Annotated in this window: 14 protein-coding genes and 1 pseudogene; 8 read left to right on the top strand and 7 right to left on the bottom strand. The window is 49.3% G+C overall.

What is annotated here, in order from left to right; genetic code table 11:
• Window positions 1-836, top strand: a pseudogene (locus tag IQ268_RS30290) (hypothetical protein); the annotation flags it as partial.
• Between the two features lie 146 nt (window positions 837-982).
• Here IQ268_RS30290 and IQ268_RS30285 read toward each other — a convergent pair.
• Window positions 983-2,353: an SGNH/GDSL hydrolase family protein gene (locus IQ268_RS30285; RefSeq protein WP_193886911.1), complete on the bottom strand. Its 1,371-nt coding sequence runs from the start codon at window positions 2,351-2,353 to the stop codon at window positions 983-985.
• 324 nt (window positions 2,354-2,677) lie between these two features.
• On the opposite strand from IQ268_RS30285, the gene IQ268_RS30280 reads away from it, so the two are divergent.
• The 7 genes from IQ268_RS30280 to IQ268_RS30250 all read left to right on the top strand — a co-directional run bounded on the left by IQ268_RS30280 (window position 2,678) and on the right by IQ268_RS30250 (window position 9,049).
• On the top strand, window positions 2,678-3,475 hold the full coding sequence (locus IQ268_RS30280; protein ID WP_228035861.1) for a hypothetical protein: 798 nt from the start codon (window positions 2,678-2,680) through the stop codon (window positions 3,473-3,475).
• A gap of 112 nt (window positions 3,476-3,587) precedes the next feature.
• Window positions 3,588-5,600, top strand: coding sequence for an AAA family ATPase (locus IQ268_RS30275; protein WP_193886906.1), 2,013 nt, complete (start codon window positions 3,588-3,590; stop codon window positions 5,598-5,600).
• Between the two features lie 390 nt (window positions 5,601-5,990).
• Complete coding sequence (locus IQ268_RS30270) at window positions 5,991-6,209, top strand: hypothetical protein (RefSeq protein ID WP_193886903.1); 219 nt, start codon at window positions 5,991-5,993, stop codon at window positions 6,207-6,209.
• Between the two features lie 126 nt (window positions 6,210-6,335).
• Window positions 6,336-6,932 carry a thioredoxin family protein gene (locus tag IQ268_RS30265; protein ID WP_193886901.1) on the top strand — a complete coding sequence of 199 codons (597 nt, stop codon included), beginning with the start codon at window positions 6,336-6,338 and terminating at the stop codon, window positions 6,930-6,932.
• Window positions 6,933-6,950: 18 nt separating this feature from the next.
• Window positions 6,951-7,640, top strand: a complete 690-nt coding sequence (locus tag IQ268_RS30260; protein WP_193886899.1) for a cytochrome c biogenesis CcdA family protein — start codon at window positions 6,951-6,953, stop codon at window positions 7,638-7,640.
• Between the two features lie 17 nt (window positions 7,641-7,657).
• Window positions 7,658-8,266 carry a cytochrome b/b6 domain-containing protein gene (locus IQ268_RS30255; protein ID WP_193886898.1) on the top strand — a complete coding sequence of 203 codons (609 nt, stop codon included), beginning with the start codon at window positions 7,658-7,660 and terminating at the stop codon, window positions 8,264-8,266.
• A 63-nt stretch (window positions 8,267-8,329) separates the two neighbouring features.
• Window positions 8,330-9,049: a molybdopterin-dependent oxidoreductase gene (locus tag IQ268_RS30250; protein ID WP_193886897.1), complete on the top strand. Its 720-nt coding sequence runs from the start codon at window positions 8,330-8,332 to the stop codon at window positions 9,047-9,049.
• Window positions 9,050-9,099: 50 nt separating this feature from the next.
• Here the strand turns inward: IQ268_RS30250 and IQ268_RS30245 are convergent, their stop codons facing one another.
• The 6 genes from IQ268_RS30245 to IQ268_RS32585 form a co-directional block, all read right to left on the bottom strand.
• Entirely contained in the window at window positions 9,100-9,942 is an 843-nt protein-coding gene (locus tag IQ268_RS30245) for a ParB N-terminal domain-containing protein (RefSeq protein WP_193886896.1), read from the bottom strand.
• On the bottom strand, window positions 9,943-11,418 hold the full coding sequence (locus tag IQ268_RS30240; RefSeq protein ID WP_228035860.1) for an AAA family ATPase: 1,476 nt from the start codon (window positions 11,416-11,418) through the stop codon (window positions 9,943-9,945).
• Between the two features lie 323 nt (window positions 11,419-11,741).
• The gene (locus tag IQ268_RS30235; RefSeq protein ID WP_193886894.1) at window positions 11,742-13,820 is read right to left on the bottom strand and encodes an ATP-binding protein; all 2,079 of its coding nucleotides are present in this window, start codon (window positions 13,818-13,820) and stop codon (window positions 11,742-11,744) included.
• Window positions 13,821-15,140: 1,320 nt separating this feature from the next.
• A complete protein-coding gene (locus tag IQ268_RS30225; protein ID WP_193886892.1) occupies window positions 15,141-16,100 on the bottom strand; it encodes a protochlorophyllide reductase in 960 nt (319 codons plus the stop codon).
• A gap of 148 nt (window positions 16,101-16,248) precedes the next feature.
• Entirely contained in the window at window positions 16,249-16,995 is a 747-nt protein-coding gene (locus tag IQ268_RS30220; RefSeq protein WP_193886891.1) for an EcsC family protein, read from the bottom strand.
• Between the two features lie 169 nt (window positions 16,996-17,164).
• Window positions 17,165-17,398: hypothetical protein (locus tag IQ268_RS32585; protein ID WP_228035859.1), on the bottom strand; the 234-nt coding region annotated here is incomplete at its 5' end.

Here is a 17,398-nt window from a genome sequence, read left to right as displayed (position 1 = left end):
TCCCTGCACCCACTCCCACCCCCAGCGTTATCCGCCTAGAAGCAGAGACGATGCAGTTGACCAACTACGTCGTTGAGTCGGATCAAAGCCCCGCATCAGGCAGCAAAATCATCAGCCTCTATCAAGGTGGAGGAACAACGGGTAGCGCCACTGGAACATTTAATGGCCCTACAGGTACTTACAACGTTGTTGTTGGTTATTTTGACGAAACAGACGGAAAGTCTCAACTAACCGTCAAAGTTGGCGGTGTCACCGATACCTGGACATTCGACAAGTGGTTAACCGATAGCTGGGTTACCTCCAAAACCAAAGCGACTCGTACTGTTGCCCAAGGTGTAACCCTGCAAGCAGGTTCAACCATTCAACTCAGTGGAGTGGCAGACGGCGGTGAATGGGCACGGGTTGATTACATCGACTTTATTCGGGTCGAACCCGCCCAGGCTCGAATAGCGGCACTGACGGGAACCGAATCACCGACCAGTGAGTTACCCACCTCAATTGAGGGCACCAGCGCCGCTGATACGCTGATTGGCAATAGCCTCGACAACATCATTCGCGGTTATGGTGGTGACGATTTGTTGACGGGTGGAGAGGGGCGCGATCGCTTCGTTCTGGCCGCTGGCGAAGGAACAGATACCATTACAGACTTTGTGGTTGGTACTGACTCGCTTAACCTGATCGGTGGGCTTACCCTCAACCAGATGGCGATCGTGCAAGGAAGCGGCGCACAGCAAAACGATACGCTCGTTTCTCATAAAGATACGGGAGAGGTATTGGCTATTCTGCGGGGCGTACAGGCCAACACGGTCACCAGCAACAGCTTTAGTTTTGGCTAGAGGTGTGGGTCTGGTCTAACTAGACCAGGGTTTAGTTATCAACAGCAGGGTTGATGTTCCAGAAGCAGGCAATGCTTTGAGGAAATCAGCACCTGCTTTTTCCATAGCAACCAACAGCCAGCAGGTTCCAGTGAGGGACAGAGCAGCTAGGGTGAGCCAAACGGTTGGGGCGTAATGGACAAATCGGCAGCGATCGCCTGATAAAAGCGGTTTGCCAGGGCTGCATTCGCTTCATCCGTTAAATTAATCGGACTTAAAAACGCCCGTCCCTCAAACGAATCGTACAGCCGATACAGGTTGAGAACACTGGCATTTGACGAACTTTGCGCCACCTGATTGGCCTGTGCCTCTAGCTTTTCGTAACCCGCTTGCACTCGTTGTGTGTAGGTATCGCCCAACGAGTTGACGATCGCCGCTTCGTCGGGAGTCAGGTTGTCGGCTGTCCGTCCTGTAATTTCTGGCTGAATGCCAATCAACAAGCGTTTACGAGTCGCAGAAGCCCAATGTACCATCTGCAATAAATGGTAGCGATAGCGAAACAGACGGCGATCGAGTTCGGCTTCATCGTCTGTCAGGCTGTTACTTAATGGCGCACCCGTATTGGCGATCGGTAGATTAATCGGTTGCGTCAGCCGCTCTTCTGACTGGCGCATACTTAATCCGTAATAGCGGAACCCTCGCACCAGATAGAGCTGATTCACCCACTCTCCAAACTGTTCAGACAGTTCATCTCGCCAATCGGTACTCTGTCCTTCTAACACCGTTTCCAAACCGGGCACATCTGACCCCATTTGAGAACTAGATAACAGCAGATCGGCATAGCCACCCAGCACAACCACCATATCCGGGTTGTAAGCCGCCACCTGCTGCACCAACATCGCCAATTCGTTGCCAGATGCATATCCGGGGACGGCGGCATTGATAACGCGATATTGCCCGTCCTGGATTCGAGCAGGCAAGGCCAGCGCTTGATCAACCTGATCCGCCCTATAAGGCAACGTTGCAGGCTGAAACCGCTCAGGATTGGCTCGCTGTTGTGCCACCTGGTCGTTTAACCGGGCTTCTAGCGTGTTAGCAAAGGTCGTTTGATTGCTAGAACTCAGCTCGCCAAACGCAACCGACCCACCCAGAACAAAAATGCGAACTTCACCAGCAGGCTTTTGCAACGGCACGTCATCATCGTCCCGAAAGCCTTGCTCATTAATTGTCAAAAATTCGTTGGTTTGCTCTGGAAACAGCCGATAGCCCAACAGCACGTTGCGGGTAGCCAGCAGTTCACCATTGTCTGCCAAGCCTTCGTAGGGTTGACCCGCTTGACTGACAAACTTCAGGCCATAGGCTCGTTTCATGTCAGACGATTGGTCAGCCGCAAAGGGTTGACTCAGCCCTGTTGCATCAGCAATCACCCTGGTTAATAGTTCCAAGCCAACCGGCACCGCGATCAGCAGCAGCAAAAGTCCCAGCCAGCGGAATGAATGTTGAGTTTTTCGTTGATACCGACGGTGACGCGTAAACATGGACAACAGTCCTCATAACTCATAACAAGCTGTAACTAATTAGCACTTCGTTAACTAAGGAGTCTATCAGCACATGACAACTTGATCCCTCAGATAGTTGCTTAACCGACTCAGCGGCACTTTAAAATTAGCTCTGGTAGCTTCACACTTCCGGGATCAGTAGATCAAGACTTGACTAAAATCCCGTTATAGGGTTCTTTCCAGTTATCCTCATCGAACGTTTGAAAATTGGGGCTTCTCCACCAGCCTGTCCCTCTGTAGTGTATATATCTCTAAAAGGGATCTAAGTCGTATGACGGGATGGATGTGCTGGAGTTAAGGTTTTTGTTGAAATTATTAGGGGTTTCAGGCTATCGGGCACCGCTATCGCGCATTCAGCTTTACCCTCGCATCGCCGCGTTGCAGCGTCATCGCATTTGCCAGCAGTTGCGCGATCGCGGCCTGGTTGCCTGTTCCACCGACGTTGTGCGGGTGGCGATCGCCCCACCCGGCAAAGCTTTACTCAAGCTAGATCTACCGGGCTTACCCATTAGCGATGCTGAGTTCCAAGTGCTGCGAGCCAGCGCCGAGCAGGCCATTACTCCCGGTAAAACGGGGTTGCCCTCACCAGAACGGCAAACGGTGATTCAAGGGTTAGCCGATCGCGGCCTGATTCAGGTGGAAACCAAAATTAAAGACGTATGGATTACCCAGCAGGGGCAAACCTTCCTGCGCGACACCTACACCCCCAAAGGCAAAGCAGGTATTAGCCTGGACTTGCTGCGAAACTACCTGCATTTGTTGCGTCAATCGTTGATAGAAGTAGATGCCCTCCCCAACACCGTGGCAGCAAGGACAACCGTGGCGGCTCTACCCACCGACGCGCAGGTATTGCAACTGATTCAAGCGCTAGACCACGAGTTGGGCACCAAAAACTACTTGCCATTATTTTATTTACGCCAGAAAATACAGCCACCCTTGTCTAGAGACGAGGTGGATCAAAGCTTGTATCGCTTGCAGCGCAGCGATCGCATCGAGTTAAGTTCCCTACAGGAGGCGATCGCCTATACGCCGCGACAAGTAGAAGCAGGCATTCCCCAGGATATTGGTGGGCCACTATTTTTCATTAGCATCAATCAATAATGGTGTGAACTAGACGAGATCCAGTGGAGACAGCAGTATAAGGTTTGGGAGATGGGTGGTGTTTGTAGTAGGCTCGGCTCGATCGGTCATCTCTCCATTTAGCGAGGTATCCGTGGCAACTATCGACCAAGTGATTCGTCAAGCCGTTAATCCATTCGACCCGGCTACCTTCAAACCGGGCAACTTTTGGCATGAACAGCAAGATCCAGCGCTGCACGTCGCCTCGATTCACCAGGATGTGATCGAACGGGTAGAGGCTGTGCTAACTCAGGTTGGGCAGGATCACCGCACTCGAACACTGCTGCTTTCGGGCGACTCGGGTTCTGGCAAAAGCCACCTGCTGGGGCGACTAAAACGCACCTTTAACGCAAACGCCTTCTTTGCCTACATCGATCCCTTTCCAGACAGTGAGGCCATCTGGCGGCATATTTTGCGCTACACGGTGGATAGCCTGGTGCAAACGCCAGAGCAACAGCAGGAGTCGCAGCTATTGCTCTGGCTTAACAGTTTGTCGGCGTTTCAGCATGGCGATCGCTCTGGTTGGGGATTAACGAAGCGCCAGCAGTTTATTCGCACCTTAAAGAAAGCCTATCCGTCTGGCATTTACAACGCCAACGAGTTTTTTGGGGTGTTGTACGACTTAATCGACCCAGACCGCTATGCAATCGCCTGCGAATGGTTGCGAGGCGACGATCTAGACGAAGACAGCCTGAACCTGCTGAACGTCAAGCAGGCGATCGACTCGGAAGATGCCGCCCAAAAGATTTTGGCGAACATCGGCAAAATCACCGTTGAAACCAGGCCGATTGTTCTCTGTTTCGACCAGCTAGACAACATTGCCCGCACATCGAATGGAGTTATTGATTTACAGGCGCTCTTTAACGTCAATTCCAGCATTCATAACCAGGGTCTCAAAAATTTCCTGGTGATCATTAGCATCATCACCAGCACATGGAAGCAGCACACCGATCGCATTCAGCAGGCCGATCGCGTCAGAATTGACGAATCGATTCAGCTTAAACCCATTACCCTAAACCAGGCCGAAGCGCTGTGGGCCAGTCGGCTGTTGCCGCTCCATCAGCAAGCAATGCCGTCTCCCCACTCTGCCATTTATCCGCTAACGCGGCAAACTCTGGAGCAAAAATATCCCGGTGGCAAAACGCAGCCGCGCTTGGTGCTAGAACTGGGTCGGCGTTTGCTGCAACGCTATAAAGTGGGTGCCGCAGCCGATCGCCCCGAAGATGCGATCGCTGCTCTAAAGCTGGTTTGGCTACAAGAATTCAACCAGGTGCAAGACCGCATCAGCCGCATTCGGCAGTTATCTGCACCAGAGCTAATCCAAATGGTGCGAGAGGTTTTGTCGGTGCTTCAGGTGGGTGAAATCCGTCCCAAGTTTTTACCCAGCCCCACCTATGCCAACCAGTCGCTGAGCTATCAGCCATCCTCCCAAACTGGACGAGTGGCGATCGCCTGGAATGACGATCCCAACATGCTGTCTTTCTATCATGTGATGAATGCCTGCCGTCGGGCGATCGCTGTTGATTTGTGTCAAACGCTGTTTTTGATTCGTTCCGAAGGGGTAGGTAAGCCAGGAAACAAAGGACACGAGTTTTATCAGCAGTTGTTTGCCAGAGGCGATCGGCATTATCATATTCAGCCTGACCTGGACTCGGTGCATTACCTGGCAACCTATCACAGCCTCGTTAACGCCACCTACGCCGGGGAACTGGTCGTGGCAGGTAAAACACCCACCATTGACGAACTAGAAGCGCTGATGCGAGAGGCAGACCTTTTGCAATCCTGCACGCTACTGAAAAACTTGAAGGTTGTTTCAGGTCGATCGCGCGATCGCAAATCTCGTCGTCAGCCCAATGGCAAAGTGGCTCAGGCCAACTCTCAGCCCGATGTTGAACCGATTCAAGCCTTTTTATTGGACTTGCTCAAAACCCATCGCCTTTTAGGACGGCAAGTGTTGGCACAAACTGCATTAGGGCAGTTTCCCCAGGTTAATGAAGCCGAAATCGATCGGCTGATTCAAGACTTAACAGCCTTAAACCAGATTCAAGTGTTGGGGGATGATGGCGATCGGGCGGCACAGTTGGTTTGCTTAACTGCTGCTGTCTGACGGTGGAAACAGCGAACTAAGCAAGCCGTGGTTCCTCTGGCCTGTCATATTCTCAGAGGATGTTTGAAAAGTAGCAAATGTCCTGCATTCGCCCCCTAAATCCCCCAGAATTGGGGGACTTTGAACGAGAATCGGCTCGGAAGTCCCCCATCTTGGGGGATTTAGGGGGCGGTTCGAGTGACGTTCAGCACTTTTCAAACATCCTCTCATGGCATTTCTAATCTATTTCTAAGTAATGGCTAATCCAATACTCATGTGAAAGAAGCTGGCTTGAGACAAGATGTACTGAACGGATGGCATTAACCGTCTTGCATCCAAACAGCGATCGCACCCGTATTAAGTGCCAGTACATTCACCAGTCCCTATCACTTACCGATAAAAAGGATACCTATGAATTGGAAACTCGCTACCGTAATCACTGTCATGCTAGCAGCGGGTCTTACCGCTTGTGGTACTCCCGATCAATCGACTCCTGCTGGCAACCAGGGGGATGCAATGGAATCACCTGACGCGATGGAATCGCCCGATGCGATGGAGTCGCCCGATGCAATGGAATCGCCTGATGCAATGGAAGCACCCGATGCAATGGAATCTCCCAGCACCCCGTAGTAGCTTGCAACGACCCGCTTTGGACATTGCTCCACCCCCCCTATAACACCGAGCTTCTAGCCCGATATGCATGAATAGCGGCTAGCCGTTGCAGATGGCTTATTGCTCCTTCGTCACTGATGAGACATGAATACAACTCTGCTACGGCGACGTCAGTTACTTCTATCTTTGGGCTTGGGGGTTGCGGGTGCAGTAGCGGCCATTGCTCATCACCACAGTAGAGACACATCAGGGCAATCTACCGCTCCTGATGGGGTTGCTGTAACGGGTGCATCGTCTTTGCTGTCGCGGCAGGGGGAGATGCCAGAGTTTCAAGGAATTAGCCAGTGGCTCAACTCTCCCCCCTTAACCGTCGCTGGACTAAAGGGAAATGCCATACTGGTTCAGTTCTGGACGTTTGCTTGCATTAACTGCCAGCGAACCTTACCCCATGTTACTCGTTGGCATCAGCAGTATGCCGCACAGGGATTGACGATTGTTGGGGTGCATACGCCTGAATTTGCCTTTGAGCGAGAGGTAAACAATATTCAAACGGCGTTAGAGCAGCATCACATTACTTACCCTGTTCCCATCGATAACGAGTTCAAAACCTGGAAAGCTTACAACAATCGGTTTTGGCCTCATCTGTTTCTAGCCGATCGCGACGGGGTGGTGCGCTATGACCACATCGGTGAGGGAGCCTATGACGAAACGGAACAGGCGATCCGCCAGCTACTCAGCTAGTCGTTAGATCTACAAACCATGACAACCTCTAGCCTATCAATTGGTTTGGCGTTGCTAGGAGGGCTGTTAACGGTGCTGTCTCCCTGTATTTTGCCTATCTTGCCTGTCATTATGGGGCGATCGCTACAATCTCACCGTTTTGGCCCTGTTGCGCTAGTGAGCGGGTTAGTCAGCGGGTTTGCGCTGGCAGGTAGCTTACTGGGGGTGTCTGCTAGCTGGTTGGCTCAATTCATCACTTTTTTGCGAACAGGGGCGATCGCCCTGCTGCTGATCATGGGATGCTTAGCTCTGGTTCCTCAAGGGAGTTACTGGCTGTTCAACCATTTGCCGCCCGGGTTTTGGCAGAAGGAACGTTTACGAGTGGGACTGACAGGCGAATTTTGGTTGGGAACCCAATTAGGCTTACTGTGGACTCCCTGTGCAGGGCCAATATTAGGCAGTATCTTAGTGCTGGCCGCCGTTGATCATCAGGTAGCAGGAGCCTTTGTATTATTGCTCTTGTATGGCCTTGGGGCAGCATTGCCCATGCTGATCGTTGCCTATGGAGGACGCTATCTCATTCGCCGTCTGCTGTGCCTCCGTTCCTACGGTGGTGTTTTGCAGCAAGTTGGTGGAGCAATGGTAGTGTTAACGGCGATCGCTATCCTCATGGGGTGGGATGTTCGAGTTCAACTCTGGCTTGCTCCGCTGTTTCCGTCGTTGCCGTAGAACGGCTACAAAATCATATGAGTGCTTCAGAACCATCCAAATCTCTTAAGCGGTCTTCTATTCCTGGTCAGGCGGTTTTAGCGAAAACGTTCCATTGGGTCAATCTCATCAGTTTGGTGATGATGATCGCGAGTGGGTTGCAAATCTATAACGCTAATCCTGTATTTGGCGGACGGGCGGGCTGGCACTTCCCCAAGGTTTTGCTGCTAGGCGGCTGGTTGGCAGGTGGGCGACACTGGCACTTTGCCATGATGTGGTTCTTTGCAATCAACTTGCTGGTCTACGGACTCTATATTGCGCTTACCCGTCGCTGGCAACGGCGGTTTGTCTCATCAAGCGATATTCAGGCACTTCAAGTCGGTCGAAATCCCAAACGCAAAATGTATGCTCGGCACCGACTCGTGTATACCGCTATTATTCCGGTATTGCTGCTGGCGATCGCCACCGGGTTAGCCATGTATAAACCAGCCCATCTGTATTGGCTTTCCGGGCTGTTTGGCAGTTGGCAAACCCTACGCATTGTTCATTTTATGACGGTGCCCATTGTCGTCTTGTTTACCGTTGTCCATTCTCTGCTGGCGCTCAAGGTGGGTCGGTTCCGCCTCATTAAATCTATGTTTTCCTAGCGTTTTGGCGATCGTTGTTTAACCCTGGCTCCTGATCTTCGAGAAATCTGGTCTTTGAGAACTATGTATCCGATTCAATCTCCGCGCCATTTAACCCGCCGTCAACTGCTGCAATGGTCTGGACTGTCTGGTATGGGATTACTGTTAGGGGGCTGCGGGGCTACACTATTCTCCGATCGGCTGAATCAAGTGGTTGAACCCCTGAACCAGACGGTTGAGGAACTGCTCCTGCGACCGGATTCTCCAGTGCCTGAGTTCCCCATCAGTGCGATCGAGCCAGATAAGCTGCTGATCAACACGTTCGATGTTACGCCACAGATTGACCCAACAACCTTTCGGCTCACGTTAAATGGTGAAGTCAATTATCCGATGCAGCTCAGCATGGCAGAACTTCAAACAATGCCGCTAACGTCGATGGTGATTCGCCATGTTTGTGTGGAAGGGTGGGCTGCGATCGTGCAGTGGGGTGGAGTTCGGCTGCGAGATTTAGCGACATTAGTACAGCCAAAACCTGGTGTGCGCTATGTCTACTTTGAATCTGCGGATGGCTACTATGAAAGCTGGGATCTGGCTTCGTCGCTGCATCCGCAAACGTTGATGGTCTATCAAAAAAATGGGGAGCCACTATCGGTTGATAATGGCGCACCCATCCGATTAGCGTCTCCGATTAAATTGGGATACAAGCAAAGCAAATGGGTGACCCGCATTTTCTTTACCAATCATCTATTGTCTCAGAAAGGATATTGGGAAGATCGAGGCTATGAGTGGTTTGCCGGATTGTAACGTCGATACCCATAGGCTCGATGCTGGTTGTTGCTCTCCATTCTTGCCGACTAGGGAATAAACCCGACTCGTTTGAGCTTGGTGTAAGTGCCATCGCCAAAATTAGCAATACTCTCTGAATTGCCTTTCCGGGTTGACTGTTTAAGATTGCTCCAGGTTAATGTTTTACCGGGTGCTTTCCAGTGTTCGATCGCCTTCAAGGCCGCTTTTCTATAGTTAGCGCTGACTCCTGCCTCCATCAAAGCATCATCAATGTCATCAAGGCTGGCCTGGGTTAAATCTATTTTCTTGGGTTTGAGTTCTTCGATTGATCCGGCAAGTCTTTCGACGATCGCGGCCAGGGAATCGAGCCTGCTGTCGATCGCTTCTAATCGGTCTGTTACCAGACCCTTAGCACCGCCAGCAGAGGTAGTATTCCCAGTAGCAGAAGCCAGCTTGTTGAGGTTTACATTAATCGATTCCAACTTCTGATCGAGCAAATGATGTAACGCTGTTTCAGTAGCAACATCAACCGAATCAGGAATTGTAGGAGAAGAGGTAGAACCAATGAGTTGCCCTAGCGCTGCTTTGGTGACTGCCGCTTGCTCATCGTCCAGATCAAATACCCAAACCCAAACCTTTTCAATATCCAGTTCTTTAGCCGCAATTAACCAATCTGCTCCATAAACAACTTCATATTCTTCCTCTTCGTAAGCATCTGTACGACGCACAACGAGAGTCAATAAGTTACTTCCCTGTGATTTGATGCTCTCCTTCAGCAATGCCAATCGCGCTGGATCAACATTGGATTCCGATAGCGGCACAGCAATTAAAAATGTATCGAGTTGACCATTATCAATTGACTTAGGAATTAATCGCTGAGCAATATGCTGCTGGCGTTTAATGTAGTCCATTTATGACTCCGTTGGCTTGATGGTTTTTACGAAATGCTGCGCGAGTTTCATGTAACATCCAAACGCGTTTTGGGCAGCTTCTTTGTCTGTTGTAGAAAGCGTCTGGTCGAACTCTGCATAGCAAAGAGGATAGCCTTTACCAGGCGTTGTAGAAACAACTTTCAATTGCGGAATCCATGTTTCTTCCGGAAAGAGAGGAATATTTTCACCACCAGGAACATTATTTAATATTTCCATAATTTTATCAGTCATTTCTTGCTTCAAAAGCCCTGCTCTTCGGTCATACATGCTGACCGCCACACCTAGAATAGGCATCGGTTTATCCTTAATTTGCTCGACCGCTTGTGCTCGGCTAATGACGTACTCCAAGGCTCTGATAGGATAGGGAGCTAAATGTGTGGGAACCAATATACCTGAAGCAGCCATGAGGGAAATAGTGTTCACTTTTCCAAAGGATGGCGGTGGGTCAATGAATATGAAGTCATAGTCTTTTTTGTAATTCTTGAGTTTTCTGCTTAATATCCTGTCTACATCTACGGTTTGAATCAGAACAGGCTCCATGTCGCTCAGACGAATATGAGAAGGGACAATCTCTAGCTCAACATCATCCCACTGCTTTCGAATAACGATATCGGGGAGCAGCGTTCTTGCTTCGGTCAACAGGTGAGTGATGTCTTTTCGGCCTTTTTCTTCCACATCGGTTAATGGATCAATCCCTAACCCCGTTGTCAGGTTAGCCTGAGCATCAATGTCAATTAACAATACTCGCTTACCAAGCTTGTTCAAAGCCGCCGCCAGGTTAATAGTTGTCGTCGTTTTTCCTACGCCACCTTTGTTATTGAATACGGTAATGATCATTGATTTGTCGTCTCCACTGGCATTTTTAGCATACTGTGTTGCCTTCGCTTGCGGTTCTGCTGGCGGCTTTGGCTGCTCGTCAAGCTTTGGCTTTCGGTTGAAAAATCTAAGCATATCTTCATTGGCAAACGCGTCTGATACAAGGTTGAGAAATTTGTGATTCACCTGCTGCTGGCTCTTGAATACAGCGTTGCTGTATTTCAAATACGTCTCTTTACAAAGAAGTTTGTGAACCAGGTTGAACTGTTGCGTTAGCGTGGTTTGAGAATAGATGGCGATCGTACCCACATACTCTTGATAGCGGTAAAGCAAGCAAAAATTATAGCCATTGGTGAGCAACCCCAAAACAGCATTCGTGCTACGCATATAGCCACTAATTTGCCAAACGCTTTGATTGATCTTTTTATTTGGGGCTTTAACTTCAATCACCAAATAAGGAGGATAGGGCGTGGGTAAACTTTGGGGATGTACCAGAAAATCAAGCTTGGATCGACCTACCCCAACCTGAGCTTTCCAGTCGCGATCGCCATAACCAAGAAGTTGCAAAAGCGGAATTACTATTTTCTGCTCCACATCCGATTCGCTGCTTTGAGGCGTAATTGATGACAGAAAGCTCAACAGCGTTGAATCGGATGCAGCCATAGGAAGGAAGCTAAAATTACGTTTACAGTCTAAACCCGCAAGTCGGCATGGGTCGAATTTTGAGCCAGTGTTGCGTTCACCGTTTACTAGAATTTACAAACCTACAGCAGTTCTCAATCGAGTCAGCCACAGTCTCGCCAAGATGGTTGTGGGTGTAGGGTTTGGGGTGAGGTGAATGCAAATGAAAATGGCTGTAATATAAAATGGCGGCTATAACGTTAGTTTAGGCGCTCTTAAACAGGCTTAATAAAGTGAATTAAATTATTTAAAATTGGAGCCTTCTCTAGAATCAGTTATCACTAACTAAGAAGGGGAGCAAGCGTTGGCAGATGCATCATAAACCGGGTTTGTTGCTCGCTGCTGCTAACTTGAATGGTCGCTCCTAAGCGCTCAACTCGTTTTTTGACCAGAGCCAGCCCCAAGCCTGTACCACCATGCTTCCAGGGATCGTTGTTGGGAACCCGATAAAATTTATCAAAGATGCGATCGATCTCTTGCTCTGGCAGCTCTACTCCAGAATTAACGATACAAAGCTGCATCCCTGCCCTGGCCGTCTCGCCATTCGGGTAGGCTGATATTTCAATGGCTTCCCCCTGGGGCGTGTATTTGTGGGCGTTGGTCAATAGCTCGGTTAAAATTCCCTCTAGCTCAGAGACATCCGTTGTAAAAGCAGATAGCTCAGAAGAGATATCGATTTTGAACTGCTGCTGCTGCCCATGAGCGCGTTCAGCAAAGGGTTTAATGATGTTGAGCATCCAGGCTTTCGGCTGCTCAATGGTACTCAGCAACAGCGGTTCATCCGATGCTTCCAGCCGCGATAGATCCAACAAATCATTGATTAAACCAATCTCTCGCTGTCCCTCATCGTGCAGAATGTTGAAGTATTTTACGATTTGGGGGTTTTTGGAACTCAGCAATCCGGCTTTCTCTAAATTTACCTCAAGCATTTGGGTCGCCATTTTAATATTGGCCATCGGGGTTCGCAACTCATGAGATACCGTACTCAAAAAGTCGTCTTTTAGATGGTTTAGCCTTTCTAGTTCTTGAACTTGGGCTTGCGATGCTTGAAACAATCTCGCCTGGCGGATGGCGATCGCACACTGATTTGCAACCTGCTGCACTACACGCAGTTCTAATTCTCTAAATAAATAGTCTTTGTCATTAATTAGCCACAGGTCGCCCAATACATCCTGGTCGTCTACTATGGGGCAGGCGATCGTTGCTACCCGCCCATAAATGGGGTCAAGTTCCAGCGCACAAAACTGAAAATAGTCCCCAGCCAAAAGTTGATTGTAGATCTCTTGATGCTCACCCATCTTGATCACTGTTCCCTGTTTAGGAAACATGGAGTTGGTGTGTTCGTAGCTGATCGTAGAAGTTCGTTGAGCCAGGTTATACAGCCCCGCCGTACACCCCCGTACCCCCAGACCAATACCCAACTCACGAACAGCGGTTTGCAAGATATGTTCTTCGTCTACGTTGTCTCGAACCTTGTCGGTAATCCGCTTGAGAACCGCTTCAAAATCGAGCGATTGCTGCAACTGAGCCGTATTGTCGCGCAGGGCTTCTTCCATTTTTCGACGTTCTGTAATGTCGAACGCAATCCCACCAATCAACGGTTCAGTTGGAATATCTGGAATGGGAAAGTTGAGAACCAGCCAGTCCCGATCTTCGCCATTTGGCATTCGAACCGTTTCGACCACTTCAAGCGTTTGATTACTAGCCAATGCTGCCATGTCCATTGTTCGCAACGGTTGGGCGATCGCCTTTGGCAACCCGTCAAACTGAGCAAGTCCCTTCAGCTTTAATAGCTCCACATCAAAAACCTGCTCGAACTGGCGGTTGATATAGACTAAATTGCCTGTCGAATCTTTAATAAACGCAACCGCAGGGCTATTGCTCATGAAGGCAACAAACCGCGCTTCGCTTTCCTGCAATTCTTCGTTAATGCGGTTCCGTTCACAAACCTGCTTCTCTAATTCTCGGTTGGTTTCTTCTAGCAACGTGGGGCTTGGTAAGGCCAATAATTTTGGGATTAACGTCACCAGTTCTAAAGCAGTGATCAACGACACGGCTGCCGTTAGTATTTTTACAAGAGTTGAGAGCCAGTAGGTTGGATGCCACAGCGTCCAGATATCGAGCAGATGCCCCGTTCCACAGAAAATGATAAATGCACTAAATAGCCAAAATATCCAGCCAAATGGAGTGTCATTCCGTTTTGCTGTAAAGTAGACCAGCGTCATTGGGATGGAATAATAAGCCAACGCGATCGCACTATCGGAAACAACGTTTAGCCACACCAACTCTGCTTTCCACAGATAACAGTGACCGTGAGGAACAAAGTTTTCAGACAAGAGATGGTTCAAAAATGCTAACATCTAGCGTCGCCTTGAAAAGAGAGTCTGTAGTTCTAGTAGTTTTGCCTATCACTAAGAGGATGTCTGAAAAGTGCTAAGCCCAACTCGAACTGCCCCCTAATCCCCCAAACTGGAGGACTTCCGAGCCAATTCTGTCTTAAAGTCTCCCACGTTGGGGAGATTTAGGGAGCTAGTGCAGACGATTGAATCCTTCTCAGACATCCTCTAAGGTCAGCGTGAACTATATAACTAATGTTCCCTATATGAAGTCGGTAGTGAAGAATATTGCAAAAAATATCTTTTTCTACTGAGGGTTTAATGCTTCACAGTGAATAGGAAAATTTAAGCAAAATAACGCTTTTTTTAATCTGGCTTAGCACTCAATAAGAACAGGTTTGGTGTATAAAAAAAGACTTCTTTGCGGCACTTTAGCTACTAAATTTTGCTTACGTACGATTCTGTAAAATTGCGCTCTCGTTAGCCAAAGTAACTCCCAAGAATTGCGGGCGGCTGGTGATTGACTGCCAACAGTCCCGAAACGCCAACTCTCCCACGCGTAGCTGACGACACTCTGTTTGCGGTGACTTATTAGGTGGGGCTTTCAAGGCATGGATTCCGACTATGCTCAATCCACGCATACCCAAAGCTCGGCAAATAATTGGCAAATAATTGGGGGGATGGGTCTACTGAGGGGGAAATGCAGGAAGCGATCGCCCTCCCCTCTGCAATTCGAGGGTTCCAGAGTCCTTTTGTTGAACCATTCACGCAAACGGAATGCTACAGCATCGCTTTAGTATGCCGAGGCAGAGTGAGCACACGATTCCTGCTTCGTCAGGGGCAATTTCTCTATTTAGATAAGCAAACGGTATGTGTATTCTGCCTGTACCTGCTGGAATTTTCAAACATTCTCAGTGTTGTTACATCGATCGCATCCATCGTTTCTTAAGCATCCATCATTTCTTAATTAGTCTTCCGGTTAGGGTTAACCGTAGCCCAACATTTAGCATCCGTTGATTTAGCTTCAGCCCCAGTATGTTTAGGGCAAATTATTCTTTAATTAAGGCATAAAACTGTAGACAATGTTCAACAGAACTGGCTCGGAAGGTTTTTAATGCTCAACGGTTTATACTGCCATTTAGCAGGGTTTGGTGTGGGGTGAATGCAAATGAAAATGGCTGTAAAGATCGTTTTAACAGTACCAAAGGGGCTGCATTCGCCTCCCAAATGTCTCAAACGTGGGGAACTTCCGAGCCGATTCTGTTTCAAAGTCCCCTAGTTCTGTGAGCTTTAGAAAGCGGTTCGAGCGACAATCAGCATCTTTCAAACCTTTTCTGACCGTAATTAGGTCAAGCCGACCAGCTTTGCGCTTAAATCCCACATCCGCTCGGCTTTTTCGTCGTCTCGCGCCTGAGGAGATACCTTTTGCACAAACGATTTGCCGTCTTTCTTTTGACGATTACCCCAGCTCCAGTACACTCCTGACTGGCTGTAATCTGGATCGGCAACGACTGCTGCAACCCGTTCACCCGCTAATTCCTGAGACACATATCCTCCTGTGATGTTTTTCTGGAACCACGGAAAGATTTTTTGGAAAAGAGGATAGTGGTTTCTAAACAGCGGCGTATCGGCTACGCACCCAGGGTAGAGAGAACTGAAGGTAATTCCGGTCGAGTCGTGATAACGCCGATGCAGTTCTCGCATGGTTAGCACGTTACACACTTTGCTGTCTTTGTAAGCTTTAACCGGCTCAAACTTCTTGCCATCAATCATGGAGATGGGCGCTTTGAATCCCTCTGCAAATCCTTTGAGTTCGCCTAAATCAGGGCGTGGTGGAATCTTGCCGCCTAGTTCATCTGGGTTGTGGGTTACGGTTCCCAAAATGACGAGTCTGGGCTGTGAAGCAGAATGTTTCAGGTCGTCGAGCAGGAGATTGCATAGCAGAAAATGACCAAGGTGGTTGGTGGCAACGCTCAGCTCGTAGCCCTCTGGCGATCGCAACGGTTCCTTGAGTAGAGGCATGTAGATGGCAGCATTGCAGACCAGCGCATCCAGGGAGCGACCCCTTTCCCTAAACTCTTTGACAAAATGGCGGACGCTTTCCAGGGATGCCAGATCGATGTGCATGATGGTGTAGCTGCCCTTGGGCATTCCCACCTCCTGGGCAACCTTTTCGGTTTTGGCTAAATCTCGACAGGCCATGACCACGTGCCACCCCTTTTGGGCAAGGGCTTTTGCTGCGTATAAACCAACCCCGGAGGATGCACCTGTAATCACAGCCGTTGATTGTTGATCGTGTACCATTTTCTTAAAACGTGTTGAATCGCCATTGACGGTTTCTATAATCTCATACCCCCGATGCAACCGTTCCGATTCTTTAAGGTGCGTTACGGTTGTGGGGCAACGTTTTTGGGTTCAACAGGGCTGGTACCGAGACGGAAATGGTGATCGGTTATAGACGCTGATCCGGCGATCGCTCCAGTCGCTGTTTTTCTTCGTAAAACAGACAGGCAAAGCGTCCCAGGGAATAGAGAATAGCCGCATTGCTGGTAATACCAACGGCTGTTCCAATAAACGGCAGCAGTTCTACAACGCTAAGTCCGGTTTTAACGACGCTTGATCCGCCTGTTGATAGCCCCCAAATAATTAATACCTCACCCCGTCGAGCCGGATCATGGGGTGGAAAGCCGTAAATGGCGGCAATTCGGTAAATCATTTCAGCTTGAAGCGCGGCGATCGCGGTGATGTCGATCGCAAACAACGTCAACGCCAGCGGCGGCGCAATATTAGTCAAGAAACCAACTCTAGCGGCCTGAAACGCTGTGTCTGTAATCACCCGGTTCGCTAGCTGTTCCGCACTTTCTAGAGAATGCTCCGATTTGAGATTGACAACATCTCGTTGAACTTTTTCCTCATCAACTTGCCCCACAGCCGCCATGAACCAGTTGATCACCGGAAGCTTGGTTGCAAACTTAACCAGAGGATTTTCGGCAATGGGGGTTACAATTTTGCCAACCGTTTCTGTACTCTGCTCTACCACATCGTAGACCAACGGTCCCACGGTTTGTGAAACGGTGGCGGTGGTTTCCGTTAATTGGTCGGTAACGAACCGAGTCACATCAGAGGCCATTTTTACAGCAGTGGCGATCGCGTCACCAAGGGTATGCTCCTGTGATCCTGGCTGATTTCGGTCTGTCATAGCTTCGGTTCCCACATGCTGTATTTAACTAACAGGTTAGCCATTTCCAGGACAGCTTTGCCCCTACCCAAAGTTGAGTCATTTATTCTGGTTGCAGCGTCGTTGTAGACCCTGCCGAAGCGATAGTAGGACAATGAATCAGGTGCTTTACCTTTTCCAGGCAGAAGGCTCACACCGTCCCTTCGGGACGGTGCTGAGATGAATGCCGCGCCAATCGGAGTGGATGCGGAGATTGGCAATAATCTATCAGACTCAGCCGCAATCTTTGCATACGCTTGTACTCTTGTTTATGGTAAAGTGTGCCCACAAGATTTGAGTCTTGCCGCTCATGATTGTTCTGGAAACCAAGCTCAGAGGTAATCCAACTCAGTTTGCGCTGCTCGATGATGCGATTAGAACAGCT

This window comes from Oculatella sp. LEGE 06141 (assembly GCF_015207605.1).
Taxonomy (GTDB): domain Bacteria; phylum Cyanobacteriota; class Cyanobacteriia; order Elainellales; family Elainellaceae; genus Oculatella.
The sequence above is the reverse complement of the archived record's forward strand: the minus strand, read 5'-3'. Positions and strand labels throughout refer to the sequence as shown.

Excerpts from the sequence above, each read along its gene's own strand:
- IQ268_RS30260 (WP_193886899.1), top strand. The coding sequence starts at position 6,951 with ATGACAACCTCTAGCCTATCAATTGGTTTGGCGTTGCTAGGAGGGCTG.
- IQ268_RS30245 (WP_193886896.1), bottom strand. The coding sequence starts at position 9,942 with ATGGACTACATTAAACGCCAGCAGCATATTGCTCAGCGATTAATTCCT.
- IQ268_RS30220 (WP_193886891.1), bottom strand. The coding sequence starts at position 16,995 with ATGACAGACCGAAATCAGCCAGGATCACAGGAGCATACCCTTGGTGAC.
- IQ268_RS30250 (WP_193886897.1), top strand. The coding sequence starts at position 8,330 with ATGTATCCGATTCAATCTCCGCGCCATTTAACCCGCCGTCAACTGCTG.
- IQ268_RS30285 (WP_193886911.1), bottom strand. The coding sequence starts at position 2,353 with ATGTTTACGCGTCACCGTCGGTATCAACGAAAAACTCAACATTCATTC.
- IQ268_RS30270 (WP_193886903.1), top strand. The coding sequence starts at position 5,991 with ATGAATTGGAAACTCGCTACCGTAATCACTGTCATGCTAGCAGCGGGT.
- IQ268_RS30235 (WP_193886894.1), bottom strand. The coding sequence starts at position 13,820 with ATGTTAGCATTTTTGAACCATCTCTTGTCTGAAAACTTTGTTCCTCAC.
- IQ268_RS30265 (WP_193886901.1), top strand. The coding sequence starts at position 6,336 with ATGAATACAACTCTGCTACGGCGACGTCAGTTACTTCTATCTTTGGGC.
- IQ268_RS30255 (WP_193886898.1), top strand. The coding sequence starts at position 7,658 with ATGAGTGCTTCAGAACCATCCAAATCTCTTAAGCGGTCTTCTATTCCT.
- IQ268_RS30225 (WP_193886892.1), bottom strand. The coding sequence starts at position 16,100 with ATGGTACACGATCAACAATCAACGGCTGTGATTACAGGTGCATCCTCC.